Annotated in this window: 12 protein-coding genes and 1 pseudogene; 5 read left to right on the forward strand and 8 right to left on the reverse strand. The window is 71.0% G+C overall.

The window, feature by feature from the left end; all coding sequences use genetic code 11:
- Nucleotides 1–47 precede the first annotated feature (47 nt).
- Together AB0M47_RS26115 and AB0M47_RS26120 are read right to left on the reverse strand one after the other, a co-directional pair.
- Nucleotides 48–1,058, reverse strand: a complete 1,011-nt coding sequence (locus tag AB0M47_RS26115; protein WP_363418584.1) for a 3,4-dioxygenase subunit beta — start codon at nucleotides 1,056–1,058, stop codon at nucleotides 48–50.
- Between the two features lie 143 nt (nucleotides 1,059–1,201).
- Nucleotides 1,202–2,074, reverse strand: a complete 873-nt coding sequence (locus AB0M47_RS26120; protein ID WP_363418586.1) for a DMT family transporter — start codon at nucleotides 2,072–2,074, stop codon at nucleotides 1,202–1,204.
- 79 nt (nucleotides 2,075–2,153) lie between these two features.
- Here AB0M47_RS26120 and mptB point away from each other — a divergent pair, with 79 nt between their 5' ends.
- Nucleotides 2,154–3,623, forward strand: a complete 1,470-nt coding sequence (gene mptB, locus AB0M47_RS26125) for a polyprenol phosphomannose-dependent alpha 1,6 mannosyltransferase MptB (RefSeq protein ID WP_363418587.1) — start codon at nucleotides 2,154–2,156, stop codon at nucleotides 3,621–3,623.
- Nucleotides 3,620–4,978 (forward strand): glycosyltransferase 87 family protein, encoded by a 1,359-nt coding sequence (locus AB0M47_RS26130; protein WP_363418589.1) that lies wholly within the window; start codon nucleotides 3,620–3,622, stop codon nucleotides 4,976–4,978. The genes mptB and AB0M47_RS26130 overlap by 4 nt, the downstream gene beginning before the upstream one ends.
- A gap of 202 nt (nucleotides 4,979–5,180) precedes the next feature.
- Here the strand turns inward: AB0M47_RS26130 and AB0M47_RS26135 are convergent.
- The 5 genes and pseudogenes from AB0M47_RS26135 to AB0M47_RS26155 all read right to left on the reverse strand — a co-directional run.
- Nucleotides 5,181–5,654, reverse strand: a pseudogene (locus tag AB0M47_RS26135) (SGNH/GDSL hydrolase family protein); the annotation flags it as partial.
- On the reverse strand, nucleotides 5,651–6,748 hold the full coding sequence (locus tag AB0M47_RS26140; protein WP_363418591.1) for a glycosyltransferase: 1,098 nt from the start codon (nucleotides 6,746–6,748) through the stop codon (nucleotides 5,651–5,653). The gene AB0M47_RS26140 and the pseudogene AB0M47_RS26135, both read right to left, overlap by 4 nt.
- Nucleotides 6,745–7,989: a glycosyltransferase family 1 protein gene (locus tag AB0M47_RS26145; RefSeq protein ID WP_363418592.1), complete on the reverse strand. Its 1,245-nt coding sequence runs from the start codon at nucleotides 7,987–7,989 to the stop codon at nucleotides 6,745–6,747. Before AB0M47_RS26145 ends, AB0M47_RS26140 begins: the two co-directional genes overlap by 4 nt.
- 97 nt (nucleotides 7,990–8,086) lie before the next feature.
- Complete coding sequence (locus AB0M47_RS26150) at nucleotides 8,087–8,380, reverse strand: hypothetical protein (protein ID WP_363418594.1); 294 nt, start codon at nucleotides 8,378–8,380, stop codon at nucleotides 8,087–8,089.
- Nucleotides 8,381–8,644: 264 nt separating this feature from the next.
- Nucleotides 8,645–9,007 (reverse strand): DoxX family protein, encoded by a 363-nt coding sequence (locus AB0M47_RS26155; RefSeq protein WP_363418596.1) that lies wholly within the window; start codon nucleotides 9,005–9,007, stop codon nucleotides 8,645–8,647.
- A gap of 135 nt (nucleotides 9,008–9,142) precedes the next feature.
- On the opposite strand from AB0M47_RS26155, the gene AB0M47_RS26160 reads away from it, so the two are divergent.
- Together AB0M47_RS26160 and AB0M47_RS26165 are read left to right on the forward strand one after the other, a co-directional pair.
- Nucleotides 9,143–9,535: a helix-turn-helix domain-containing protein gene (locus tag AB0M47_RS26160; RefSeq protein ID WP_363418598.1), complete on the forward strand. Its 393-nt coding sequence runs from the start codon at nucleotides 9,143–9,145 to the stop codon at nucleotides 9,533–9,535.
- A gap of 34 nt (nucleotides 9,536–9,569) precedes the next feature.
- Nucleotides 9,570–12,800 (forward strand): LamG-like jellyroll fold domain-containing protein, encoded by a 3,231-nt coding sequence (locus AB0M47_RS26165; RefSeq protein WP_363418600.1) that lies wholly within the window; start codon nucleotides 9,570–9,572, stop codon nucleotides 12,798–12,800.
- Nucleotides 12,801–12,822: 22 nt separating this feature from the next.
- Here AB0M47_RS26165 and AB0M47_RS26170 read toward each other — a convergent pair whose 3' ends face one another.
- The gene (locus AB0M47_RS26170; RefSeq protein ID WP_363418602.1) at nucleotides 12,823–13,197 is read right to left on the reverse strand and encodes a VOC family protein; all 375 of its coding nucleotides are present in this window, start codon (nucleotides 13,195–13,197) and stop codon (nucleotides 12,823–12,825) included.
- Between the two features lie 414 nt (nucleotides 13,198–13,611).
- Between AB0M47_RS26170 and AB0M47_RS26175 the strand changes: the two genes are divergently transcribed.
- A partial coding sequence (locus AB0M47_RS26175) for a DUF222 domain-containing protein (RefSeq protein ID WP_363418603.1) occupies nucleotides 13,612–14,081 on the forward strand: 470 nt, incomplete at its 3' end.

Below are 14,081 nucleotides of genomic sequence, written 5' to 3' on the forward strand. Positions count from 1 at the left end.
ATCGTATAGAGCCCTGTCCCCTCCCGCCCGGCCACACTGGACCGATCTCAGTTGGTCGGCGGGGCACCGCTCGGCGGGGTACCGCCACCGCCGGGAGCACCGCTGGGCGGGGTGCCGCCCGGCCCACCGGGACCGCCTTCACCGCCGCCGGGCGGGGCCTGACCGCCGCCGCCCGCCTTCGTGCCGGTGTCCACGCCGACGTTCAGCGACACGGCGTACCCGCTGGTCACGTCGCCGGTCACCGTGCCGAGCTGCAGCGCGCCCGAGTCGTCGCCGAAGACGTTGTCGGTGCTCAGGCTGACCTTCGACATGTTGGTCACCGACTGCTCGTAGCCCTTGGTCGCGTACGCCGTCTTGCAGACGTCGGCCGGCAGGGCTACCTGGGAGGTCGCGATGGCCTTGGTCGAGTCGGTGATGCTGGCCTGGTCCGGATAGACCTCGAAGTGGATGTGCGGCCACCGCCCGTCGTAGCACGCGGGAAAGATGCTGGTGTACTTCACCTTTCCGGCGGCGTCGGTGACCTGGACCCCACGCAGGTAGTTCTGATCCGTGATGCCCTCGGAGTACAGCGAGTACTCGCCGTCCCGGTTGGCGTGCCACACGTAGACCGCCACGCCCGCGAAGGCGGCGCCTCCGTTCGCCAGGTCCTTGATCGTCAGTTCCAGGGTCATCGGGATGCCCTCGGCGGTCGCGTTGCCGGTGCCGAAGCTCGACCGGATGTCGCTGCGGACGATGCCGCTCTGCTCCAGGACGTCCGGTCCGTTCGAGCCGTCGCCCGGGTAGGGGCCGGCCGTCTCCTCCGGGATCTCCCCGGCCGAGGTCGAGGTGTTCTCGGCCGACGTGCCGCCCGAGCCGTTGTCGTCGGACTTGCCACACGCGGCGAGCCCGATCCCCGCCACCCCCAGCCCGAAGGCGGCCAGCAGCTTGCGGCGGCCGAGCAGCGTCTGCATGTCGAAGCGCAGACCCTGGTCGTAGATGTCCTCGTCGGGCTTGGCCAGCGGGCGGCCCTCGTAGGTCGGCGGCTGCGCTGACGGCCCCGATGGCGCTGTCTTGCCCATCACACATCTCCTCGTCGTCGGAAACTCTCGCCGAAATCCCCAAGTCGGAATCCTCGTCGGAGATCTCGGCGTTCACCCCATCCTCGGAGCCGTTCCTCGGCGGAGGCCGTGACGAATCTCGAAGCAGCCTGTGAGTCCACTGCTCAGGCGATGTGCGTACGCGTCAGCGTCGGCGAATTGGCGAGCACCGCCACTCCGGTGCAGATCAGCAGCCCGGACGCGGTCAGCCCGGCGAGCGCGGCGGGCGTCGTCGGCGGGACGGCGTCGAACATTACGGCACCCCACAGCCAGGCCGCGATCGGGTCGGCGACGGTCATCGCGGTCAGCGCCGCCGGGAACGAGCCGCTGGCGTACGCGTCCTGGGCGAGAATCGCCGCGACCAGCCCGGACAGCGGCAGGACGTAAGTCGGCCAGCTGGTCAGCGCGGTGGACAAAGAGTGCGTGGTGACCACGATCAGGACGGCGGTGAGGCTGAACCCGATCCCGGCCGCCGTGCCGATCAACGCCGTACGCAGCGTGCTCCGCGCGACGTGGGCCACCCCGACGAGCACCCCCAGGAGCACGGCCACGATCACCACGACGTACGGCAGCAGACGCAGCCGGTCGAAGGTCTGCGGTACGCCGCCCCGCGCGGTGACCAGGGTGATGATGCCGAGGCAGGCGGCCGCGCTGCCGAGCCAGTCCCGGATCAGCGGGGCGCGCCGCAGTTTCGCCGTCGCGAACGGCAGCGCGAACATCAGCTGTACGCACAGCAGCGCCTGCACGATCGAGATCGACCCCAGGTGCAGGGCGCCGGCGTGGCAGGCGAAGCCGAGGACGTTGAAGAGCATCCCGGTCCACCACAGTCGCGACCGGAAGATGCGGGGCAACAGGGCCAGCACCGGAACCACCCGGGCGATGCGATGGGTCGGCGGCTCGGCGGCCACCGCGATCGCCCGGGTCGCGGTCGACTGGGCGGCGGCCGCGGTGGCGAAGGACAACGCGGAGGCCAGCGCGAGGAGGATGCCGGTCAGCATGTCCGCATGATCCACGGGGTGGGCGGCCTCCTTCCGGCCGTCCGGTGAACGCGACGCGAACGGTCCTGATGCGGGACCGATGCGGAGCGGTAACCGGCGCATCATGCGCGGCTCACCGGCGGGCCGTCCGGCCGTCACGATGGGCTGGCACCCTGCCGGGGTGCTGACGGCGGGGGAACCAGAGCTGCGGGCGGGGAAGCTGGACGCGGTCACCGGCTACCGCCTGCTCGGGGTAGCCGGTGCGATCCTGGTCGCGGGCACCGGCTGGGCCGCGGGCGCGTTGCCGGTCGAGAACGCGGGATCGTGGCGCGACCACGCCCTGTCGGCCGTCCTCTTCGGATACTGCGGCATCACGATGCTGGTGGCGGCTTGGATCTGGGCCGGGCGCACCCGCGAACGCGCCACCCCGCGCAGTCTGCTCGTCACGCTCGTGCTCTGGTCCGCCCCGCTCGTCGCCGGGCCTCCGCTGTTCAGCCGGGACGTGTACGCGTACCTGGCGCAGGGCGCGATGGCGGTCGCCGGGCTGGATGTCTATTCCAGCGGGGTCGGCAGCCTCGGCGGAATCCTGGGCGCACAGGTCCCGGCGATGTGGCAGGACACTCCGACGCCGTACGGGCCGGTCTTCGTGGTGCTGGCCGCCGGGATCGCCGCCCTCGTCGGGTCGAAGCTGATCGCCGGGCTGATCGGGATGCGGCTGCTCGCCCTGGCCGGCGTCGTGCTGATGACCGCCTGTCTGCCGACCGTCGCCCGGCGTTGCGGCGTCGACCCGGCCGCGGCGCTCTGGTTGGGCGCGCTCTACCCCCTCGTCCCCCTGCACCTGGTCGCCGGGGCGCACAACGAGGCGGTGATGCTCGGGCTGCTGATCGCCGGGATCGCGCTGGCCCTGCGCGGGCGGTTCGGCTTCGCTGCCGTCCTGGTGACCTTGTCCGCACTGGTCAAAGCCCCAGCCGTGGCCGGGTTGGCCGTGGTCGCCGCGCTGTGGTGGCAGCACCTGCCCGGACGTACGCGTCACGTGCACGCCGTTGTGCGTACAACTGTGATCGGCGCGGTGACGTGCGTGGCCGTGACCGGCGCGACCGGCCTGGGTTACGGCTGGATCGCCTCGCTGAGCACCCCGATCTCGCCGCAGAGCTGGTCGGTGACCAGCGCCCTGGGTCGTGCGTCGCGGCTGGTGCTGGACGCGGACGGCCCGGCGGTGATGCGGTTCTGGGCCTGGTGCGGGCTGGCCGCGACGCTCGCGGTGGCCGCGTGGAGCTGGTGGCGGCGTGACCGGTTCGGGCCGGTGACCGCGGCCGGCCTGAGCCTCGGCGCACTGGCGCTGCTCGGCCCGGCGACCCGCCCCTGGTACGCCCTATGGGGCCTGGTCCTCATCGCGGCCGCCGCCCCCGCCGGCCGAGTACGCCGCTGGTCCGCCGCGACGTGCGGAGTCCTCGCGTTCGCCGTCCTGCCGAGCGGATTCGGCCCGGACGGACCCCAAGCCCTGTACGCCGTCGCCGGAGTCGCGCTCGCGTGCACAGGGCTGGTTCTGTTGCGGCGGTTGGCATCGTGAAGCGGTTCTTGATCGTTCTCGGCCTCGCGATCGGCATCGGCGTCGTCATCGCGGTCGCACCCGGGCATCGCGGCTGGTTCGACATCGGCGTCTACCACGGCGCGGTCGACTACTGGGTCTCCGGCGGCGACCTGTACTCCTACCTACGTCCGCGCAGCACCTACGGCTTCACCTATCCACCGTTCGCAGCGGTGTGCATGCTGCCGATGACACTGGTCGGCTGGCATCCGGCGATCGCGATCAACCTGGTTCTGACGCTGATCGCGTCGGCGTTCCTGCTGTGGTTCTGGGTCGGCCCGGTGACGCGGCACTTCGCCTGGCCCCGCTGGTACGCCTTCGGCCTCGCCGCGTGTGCGTTCGCCGCGCTGAACCCGGTCCGGGACACCGTCAGCTTCGGCCAGATCAACCTGCTGCTCGTCGCCCTCGTCTACCTCGACCTGCTCCTCCTCACCGGCTTTCGGCCCACCGGCTTTCGGCTCACCGGCTTTCGGCGGCCCGGTCGCCCCAGTCTTCTCCGCTGGATCAGGGATATGCATGCGATCTTGGGCCGGTTTGGCATGCGTAACCGTGATCTGCCGGTCAAGAACCGGGCGTCTCGCATCGCGGGGGTAGGGATCGGGTTGGCGGCGGCGATCAAGCTGACCCCGGCGATCTTCGTGCTCTACCTGGTGGTGACCCGGCAGTGGCGGGCGGCCGCGACCGCGATCGGGACCGCGACGGCGGCCACACTGATCACCGCGCTGGCAGTGCCGGACGCGAGCCGGGCGTACTTCACCGACGCGGTCTGGAACACGAGCCGCATCGGGAATCTGGCGTACGTTTCGAACCAGTCGCTGCTCGGACTCGTGTCACGGCTGCATCTGGCGCACGCGGTGTGGCTGCTGCTCGTGGTCGCCACGCTGGCGGTGTGGGCCTGGCGGTGTGCCCGCGCGAAGGATCACGTCCACGGCTTCGCCCTGACCGGGGTGGTGTCCTGCCTGATCAGCCCGATCACCTGGGTGCATCACCTGGTGTGGGCGCTCCCGGCGCTCGTGTTATTCCTCTATGGACGCCGCCGGCTCGGGATCGCCTGCTTCGTGGTGCTGGTCAGCGGAACGGTTTGGCTGTGGTCGGTGAACCCGTCGTTCGCCGGACCGCTGGCCGTGCTAGGGGCTAATGCGTACGTGCTCGTCACGCTGGTGCTGTTGGTCGCAGCGCCCGTCCCGGCGCCGTCGCCGGACTCGCCAGACGCATCCGCTCCAGCACCGCCTCGACCTCAGCGGCCGCCCGCGCTTCCAGCTGCGCCGCCTGCCCCCGCCGCGCCAACCGCCACTCGTGCGCCGCGAGACTCACGAGTTGGGGCAGCAGATCGGTAGACCTGCGCAGCACCCATTGCGTACCACGGGTCGCCAGCCAGGCCACCCGCGTCCGGCGGGTCGGCGGCGGGCTCGTCGGCACCGGGGACGGCCGCTCGCCGACCGGCACGCCTCGCCGCAGCATCGCCTCATGAAACAGGATCGCCAGCCGCCGATGCCCGGCCTCGCTCGGGTGCAGCCGGTCGACGCTCCACATCGTCCGCCCGGTGACCGACGGATCGTCGGCCAGGTGCACGTGCCCGATCTCCGTCGACACCGCGTGGATCAGCCGGTTCACCGCGTCGATGCGCCGGCCGAGCGGTCGGGCCAGACTCGCGGGCAGCCGCAGCATCCGGCCCGGCTCCGGCAGGCACGCGGTCACCACTTCCGCCCCGTGCGCCCGCAATCCATCCACAGTGGTACGCAGAAAGCCGCCGACGGCGTCCAGATCGAAGTTCCCCCGCAGCGTGTCGTTGGCGCCGACGAGGACGGTCGCGACGTCGGGCCCGATCGCGACGGCCTCGGCGAGCTGTTCGGTGGCGACGTCCTTGGTCATCGCGCCCGACCACGCGACATTGTGGAACGTCGCACCCGGAAGGCTCTCGGCGAGGAGCGCCGCGAATCCGCGCCATTCGCCGGTCGGCAGCGGATCGCCGAACCCGGCTGTGATGGAATCTCCGAGCGCGACGTACTTCACGGCAACTCCTCGTGCACCCGGAGGAAGCCCCGGACGGCGGCCGCCCAGCTGAACTCCTCGGCGCGTCGCCGGGCCCGCTCGCGGGCGTCGGGACGGCCGAGCAGGCTGAGCACCTCGGCCGAGAAGTCCTCGCCCGGGGCGGACACGCCGGCCGAGCCGAGAACGCCCGGGAGGGCGCTCGAGGCGCTCGCCACGACGGGCGTACCGCAGGCCAGTGCCTCCAACGCGGCCAGCCCGAAGGTCTCGATCGGCCCCGGCGCGAGCACCACGTCGGCGGTCGCCTGCAACGCCGCCAACTCCGCCCGGTCACTGATCCAGCCGGTGAACGACACCGGCAGGCCCTCGGCCGCCTTCGTGAGCCGGGTACGCAGGGGCCCGTCACCGGCCATCACGAGCCGAGCGGGTACGCCCCGCGCCCGCAGCGCGGCCAGCGTCGTGAGTGCCCGCTGCGGCCGTTTCTCCACCGACAGCCGCGTCGCGCAGACGAGCAGGATCTCGTCCGGCCCCGCCAACGAGGTACGCAGCTCGGCGGACCGGCGGCCGGGCTGGAAGTGATCGAGATCCACGCCTAGGGGAACCTGGACGACGTTGGTCGCCCCGGCGTGGTGGAACTCGTCGGCGGCCCATTCGGTGGTGCAGACGATCCGGTCGTACGCCCGCGCAGTGGCCCGGTTCAGCCTGGTCGCCAGCCTCCGGCGTACGCCACCGGGCAGCCGGGTGACCCGGAGGAGCCCGTTGAGGCTCTCGTGGGACACCATGACCGAGCCGATCCGCTGCTCCCGCGCCCAGGCCCCGGTCCAGCGCAGCGTCGTCCGGTCGGAGACCTCCAGGCTGTCCGGCTTCAGCTCGGTCAGTGTGCGTACCAGTTGTTTCTTGTCGAGCAGGACGCGGTAGCCGCCGAGGCCGGGCACGACGGGGCCGGGCAGCGTCACCACGCGGCCCTGCGGGTGCTGCTCGTCGGCGGCCCGCTCGCCCGGCACGACCAGGATCGGCTCGTGACCGGCGGCGGCGTAGCCGGCGCCCAGCTCACGCAGAGCGGTACGCAACCCGCCCGACCGTGGCGTGACGAAGTTCGCCAGCCGGATGATCCTCATCGGACAGTCTCCTTGACGGCCGTCTGCCCCGCCGGAACCTCATGCCGTGGGCCGTCGTGCCGCCGGCCGTCGTGCTGGGGAGCCTCGCGCCGTGGGGTTTTCTGCTGCGGGGCGTCGTGCCCCGGGACCGGCCGGCCGAGCACCGCCGAGTAGTGCCCGATCAGCTCGTCGCCCAGCGCCGCCCAGGTACGCCCGGCGACTGCCACCCGAGCCGCCAGCCCCATCCGCTGCCGCAGGCTGGGACTGGCCGCCAGCCGAGCCACCGCCTCGACGATCGCGCCGCCGTCGTCGGGCGGCACGAGGAAGCCGGTGACCCCCGGGTCGACGAGATCGATCGGGCCGCCCGAGGCCGGCGCGACGACCGGGACCCCGCTGGCGTGCGCCTCCTGGATCGTCTGGCAGAACGTCTCATGTGGTCCGGTGTGGACGAACACGTCCAGCGCGGCGTAGATCATCGCCAGGTCGAGGCCGCTCTTCGGGCCGAGGAACAGCGCCCGGGGCAGCGCGCGTTCGACGGTGCGCCGGGTCGGGCCGTCGCCGACCACCACCACGCGTACGCCCTTCATCCGGGTCACCTCGGCGAGCAGGTGCACCCGCTTCTCGTGGGCGAGCCGGCCGACGTAGCCGACGATCAGCTCTCCGTTGGGGGCCAGCAGTTCCCGGAGTTCGTCCGACCGATGCGACGGATGAAACAGTCCGCTGTCGACGCCCCGGCCCCACAGCTCGACATCGCGTACGCCGTGCGCGGTCAGCTGCTGAGCGGTCGCCGACGAGGGCGCCAGCGTACGCGCCGCCCGGCCGTGGATGGCGGCGATCCAGCGCCAGGCCGCGTCCTGCACAGCGCGTACGCCATAAGCCTCGGCGTAGCCGGGCACGTCGGTCTGGTAGACCGCGACCGCCGGGATCCGCAGCGCCTCGGCCGCGCGCGCGCCCCAAGCGCCGAGTACGAACGGGCTGGCCAGGTGCACGACATCGGGCCGGAACTCCCGCAGCGCGGCGGCGATCAGGCCGCTCGGCGGCGCGATCCGCACGTTCGTGTAGCCCGGGAACGGCATCGAGGGCACCCGGAACACGGGAAACTCGTGGGTGGGCGCGTGCGGCAGCAGCCGGCGGCGCGGACGGGGCGCGACGACCATCGGCTCGTGGCCGCGCGCGAGGAGATGGTCGCAGACCCGCAGCACCGAGTTCGCGACTCCGTTGACGTCCGGGGCATAGGACTCCGTGATGATCGCTACCCGCATGGCCGCAGGCTACGAAGATCACCTGACGGTCAGGAGGACTGCGAGCATCCATCAGTTTCCCTTTGGATGCCCAACAGCCGTCAGGTCGTGAGTCCGTTCAGGCCGTGGGGAACGGGTCGTCGGGGAAGACCACCGCCCACACCACCCGCTGCTGGTCGCGGACGGGGGAATCGCCGGAGGTCCCGACCGCGGCGCACCACTCCTCGACGCGGTACGCGCCGTCGCGGACTGCCTGCGCGAACTCGTCACGGAACCACTGATGCCGACCGGACGCGATGGCGCCCCGCAGATCGGCGAGCGTATGCGGATTGAGGTCGTGGGCGTAGACGCGGAGCACCTGATCGAGGCGGAGACTGACGCCCGCGTGCGAGAACTGCTCAGAAGAGATCATGATTATCGCCGTGAGGGGTCGGCGCCACCGGCGGTACGGCGGCGGAAGTGGCCGGTCCGTAAACGTCCGGTAACACCCTACGCACAACCCCCCGTCTCACGGCAAGACCCGTACGCAAACGGGGTCGCCCGACAGGCCACCTCCCCTTTCCGACCCCCTTTTCCCAGCGGATCAGGGATATGCCTGGAATCTTGGGCCAAGATCGCAGGCATATCCGTGATCTGCCGCTCAACGGCGGCACCGCAAGGGCTAGTGCGGCGGGGCTCAGGAGGCGGCGGCGAGCCAGGCGGTGACGACCGCGAGCCCGAGCAGCACGATGTTGAGCCCGATCAGCCGCGCCTCACCTCGCGACAGGTGCAGGGCGATGCCGCCGACCTGGATCAAGGCGAGCCCGATCGCCGCCGCGATCGCCAGGCCGGGCAGGATACCGGTCAGCTTGGGCAGGATGAGGCCGATCGCGCCCAGCACCTCCAGCGTCCCGATCGTGCGGACGAGCGGCAGCGGCACCTGGTCGACCCAGCCCATCATCGGCCGCAGCTGATCCGGGGACTGCGCGATCTTCTTGCCGCCGGCGTACGCGTAGAACAGGGCGAGCAGCCCGGCCAGGATCCAGTAGGCGACGTCCATGAAGGGCCCTTCCAGGATGGTTACCGTTGGTAAGTAGCCTCATGATGCGTCAGTTTCTTCAGGCGCACAAAAGGCACACGCATGTACGTAGGGCACAACGCCGTCAGAATCGAGCCGTCAGAATCAGGGAGCGGAATGTCGGACTACGAGCACACCTGCCTGATTCGGGGCGACGGCGGCGCGACGCTGCGCGAGATCCTCGACCAGATCTGCAACAAATGGACGTTGCTCGTGGTCGCGACGCTCGACCAGGGGCGGCTGCGGTTCACCGATCTGCATCAGCAGATCCCGGGGATCTCGCAGCGCATGCTGACCCTGACGCTGCGCAACCTGGAGCGGGACGGGCTGGTGGCGCGGGAGGCGTACGCCGAGGTGCCGCCGCGCGTCGAGTATTCGCTGACCGCCGTCGGCAAGAGCCTCATCCCGCCCGCGCTGGCGCTGGCCGACTGGGCCATCGAGCACGTGCCGCACATCGAGGCGAGCCGCGCGGTGTACGAGCCCAGAACCAAAGCGGCACAACGAAGTTAAGGCATTCGTAAGCTTCGCCGCCTACCCTGTGCCGGTGCGTCTCTCCACATTGCTCGCCGCCGTCCTGCTGACCGTGGCGTTTGTGCCCGGCAGCGCCGTCGCCAGCGGCACAGCGTCCTCCTCGTCACCGGTCGGCACGGAGCAGGTGCTCTTCCGGACCGGCACCGACGGCTACGGCTGCTTCCGCATCCCGGCTCTGCTGCGTACGGATTCCGGCGTCCTGCTGGCCTTCGCCGAGGGGCGCCACTCCCCCAGCTGCGCCGACCGGGGCGACATCGACATCGTCGTACGCCGCTCGACCAACGACGGGCGTACCTGGGGGCCGATCCGGGTGGTGTTGTCGGGGTCCCCGGCCGATCCCTCGGTCCCCTACACCCGAGGCAATCCCGCTCCGGTCTTCGATCGCGCGACCGGGCGCGTCCTGCTGGTGTCCACCTCGAACGCAGCCTCACCCGGCGGGCTGCGACTGCCGTGGGTGCAGCACAGCGACGACGCCGGGCTCACCTGGAGCGCGGCCCAGCCGATCAGCGCCACCTTCACCGGCAGCACCTCCGGCTGGTACGCCACCGGTCCGTCCCACGGGGTGCAGCTGCGCCATGGGGCGTACGCCGGACGGCTGGTCGTCGGAGCGCATCAGTCGGTCAGCGGACTGGCCTATCCGGGGGTGCTCTACAGCGACGACGGCGGCACGACCTGGGCCGCCAGCCGGGTGGCCGCCGAGGACGCCCTCAACCCCGGCGAGGTCTCCGTCGCCGAGCTGCCGGACGGATCGGTGTACGTCAACGCACGGAACGACGCCGACGCCGACCATCGCGCGTACGCGGTCAGCACCGACGGCGGCACGACCATGCCGGCGTACAAGACGGCGCCGTCCCTCGTGACGCCGAACGTGCAAGGCGCGGTGCTGGCGCCGCAGTCGTTCTACCGCACCACGCCCGGCGACCTCCTGCTGTTCTCCGGCCCCGCCGATCCGGCCTCCCGCAAGGTGATGCAGATCCGGTACTCGGTCGACGGCGGGCGTACCTGGGCGCGGGCGCCCGGCGGGCAGCTGACCGATCAGCGGGCGGGCTACTCCGACCTGGCCGAGCTGGGCGGCGGCGAGATCGGCGTCCTCTACGAGGGCGGCGTGAACTTCTCCGCCGACGAGCTGCGGTTCAACCGGATCTCGCCGACCGCGCTCGGCATCGCCGGCACGTTCACCGGCAAGGTCAGCGCCCAGCCGTCGACTCCGGCCGGGCCGACGACGCCGGACACCTCGCCGCAGGCCGACGACGCGTACCTCGCGGGGAACGCGACCGTCTCCGGCCAGTCGCTGGTGCTCGACGGCGACGGCGATTACGCCGAGGTCCCCTACGCCCGGGGAATGGACGTCGCCGCCGACGACTTCACCATCTCGCTGCGGTTCCGGCACACCGCCACGGCGGCTACCGCACCACGGGTAGTGCTGTGGGCGTACGGGATGGGCGCGGGGGCGCAGCAAATCTGGGTGCGCCTGCAACCCGCGCAGGATCAGGCGTACGCCTGGGTCCAGGGCGAACAGGGCGGTGTCGGCGCGGTGGTCAAGGACTCGTCGGCGGCCGCCGCGTTCGGCGACGGCGCGTGGCATACCTTCACCCTCACTCGGTCCGGCCCGCAGATCACGCTCAGCATCGACGATGCCAGCGCCAGCGCGTCCGGCGTCGTGGGCTCAGTCGCGAGCACCGCCCCCAGCGGACTGCGGCTCGGCGCCAAACAGGACAGTGCCGCGAGCGATCCGTTCACCGGCTCGCTGGCGGACGTCCGGCTGACCGCGCGGGGAAACACACTGCTGCACCTGCCGTTCAGCGTGATCGACACGGCCGCCACTCCGGCGCGTACCAATGTGGCATTGAGCGACGACCTGTCCGGCCACTGTTCGGCCGCCACGCTGCTCGGCGGCTGGCGTACCCTCACGGAAGGCCGGACCACCGGCTTCACCGCGCTGCCGATCGACGCCGCGCACCCCGGTGCTGAATCGCCCTTCACGCCCGCGCTCGACGCGGGCAGCGCGGACTTCACGATCGCGACCTGGTTCAAGTTCACCGCCGGTTCCGCGGACCAGGCGCTGGTCTGGGCGTTCGGCGCCACGAGCGGCAAGCATTCCCTCTGGGTACGCGCACAGCCCGGACAGGATCGGATATTCGCATGGGTGCAGACTGATGCCGCCACGGTGACCGCAGCCGTGCCCGATTCGTCGGCGGGCGTCGCCTTCGGCGACGGCGCGTGGCACCTGCTGACCCTGCGCCGCAGCGGTGGTGAGGTGCGCCTGGGCGTCGACACGCTGAGCGCCGTGGGCAGCGGGCTGACCGGATCGCTCACCTCGAACCCGGCGGCCGGGCTCCTGGGGCTGCGGGTCGGTTCCAAACCGGACGGTTCGAACGTGATGACCGGCGCGGTCGACGAGCTGCGGTTCTATCGCCGGGCGCTGACCGACGCCGAGCTGGCCACGGCGGCCGGCGGCCGGTTCCCGGCGGACACGCCGTCCGTGTGGTGGTCGTTCGACTCCGGCTACACCCAGCAGCACGACGTCGTTCGATCCACTCCGGACAGTGGATTCGCCACACCGGACTCGTCGGCTCGCTGCGCGCACGCGTACGCCCGGGGGTCGGCGGCGCTGACCACCACCGGCAAGTTCGGCACCGGGCTGACCCTCGACGGGGTCGACGACGCCGTCGAGGTGTCCTACGCCGCACCGCTGGCCCTGGGCGACCGGGACTTCACGATCACCGCCTGGCTCCGCTACAACGCCACAGCCACCTCGGCCGACCAGGTCGTCCTGTGGGCGTACGGGGTCGGGGCGACCGAACGGCAGCTGTGGCTCCGGGCGCAACCGGGCAAGGACCGGCTGTTCCTGGTGGCGCAGACCGACGCGAGCGACAGCACCGTATCCGCAGTGGACTCGGCGAGCCGGGTCGCGTTCGGCGACGGAGCCTGGCACCACCTGGCGATCACCCGGTCGGCCGGAGTCCTGTCGCTCAGCGTCGACGGAGTGGCGTCCGGGTCGGCGCCGATCGCGGGCTCACTGACGTACGGCGACGCCTTCACCGTGGACGGCCTGCAGTTCGGAGCGCGCCTCGACGGGGCCGACCGGCTCACCGGGGCGCTGGACGAGGTCCGCGTCTTCAACCGCGCGCTGACCGTCGCGGAGCTGGACGCCGTGCGGCAGCAGAACGCCGACCTCGGCAGCATCACCCTGCTGCGATTGCCGTTCGACGTGCTCTCCACCACCCCGTACGCCCGAATGTGAGGCCGCCCAGGCACTCGTGAATTCAGCCGGGGTGGATGGCGCAGAACAGTACGCCGTCCGGCGCAGCGAGCACGGTCCATCGATGCGGCTCGTAGACCTCCCAGGCGACCTGGGCCCCCGCGTCGATCAGCGCCTGCAACTCGGCCAGGTCGTCGAGACGGATGTCGAGATGCACCAGTCCCCGGCCGCGATCAGGATCACTGGTCGGGCTGATCCACACATCCGGCTGACGGCCGTCCGGATCGCGTAACAACACCGATTCGTCCTCTGCCAGAGTGCGGTTCCGCAACGCCGCGGCGTCCTCCGGCACCGGCGGCAAACCCAGCGCCAGCGACCAGAACGGCCCTGCGGCGTACGCGTCGCGGCAGTGGATCACAATCGAGTTCAGCCTGCTCATGGCCGGTCATCGTCGCACATCCACCACCTACCCACTCCCCAATAATCCCTCCCGGCTTGCCACCCGCCTCGGACCGCTTCACGGTGCGATTCTGGGCCCGTGCCGCTTCGCGAAGCGGTTCTGCGCGCGGGCCGCTTCACGGTCCGGTTCTACGCGCGTGCGCTTCACAGTGCGGCTCTGCGCCCGTGGTGTGCGAATTCTGGTCGATTCGCAAGATCATGCGCCGAAGGTCTGCGCTCGGGGCCGTTTCGCGCATACAGCGGGCGCATGATCACGGAATCGGACACGAAATCGCAGATGGCGGGCGCACTATGACGTCTGTCGCTTGTGGACGCACGACGGTCAGGATCGTGGCACATTCTCGTGACCTTGACCCCCTGGAAGGTGTCGTACGACTGTTCTAACGTTGACTCTGTGAACGGGGTGTTGGCGCAGGTGGAGGCAGGCGTGGCCGAGCTGGCCACCGGTCCCCTGTGGACACTCTCGGACGCCGAGATTTCCGACGAGGTCCGCCGTGTTCATGCGGCGATCCAGCAGTTGTCTGGTTGGCTGCTAACGTTGATCGGCGCGGCCGATAGCCGGGACATCCCGCACAACGCGGGCGCGACCGGCACGGCGAACTGGCTGTCGTATCTGCTGGCGATGCGCTACCGCGACGCACAGGCGTGGACGAAACTGGCGGGATTGTTGCCCGCGGTCCCGGTGGTCGAAGCGGCCCTGGCAGACGGACGCGTGACCGTCGACCAGGCCCGGGTGATCGCCAAGACCGTGCACGAGCTGCCCTCCGCAGTGGGTGAGCTGGGCAAGGCGAAAGCCGCCGAGGTGCTGACCAAGCTCGCCACCGACGACCGGCTGCTGCCGGAGATGCTGGAGAGGCATCAGCG

Source organism: Hamadaea sp. NPDC051192 (genome assembly GCF_040682475.1).
Lineage (GTDB): Bacteria > Actinomycetota > Actinomycetes > Mycobacteriales > Micromonosporaceae > Hamadaea > Hamadaea flava.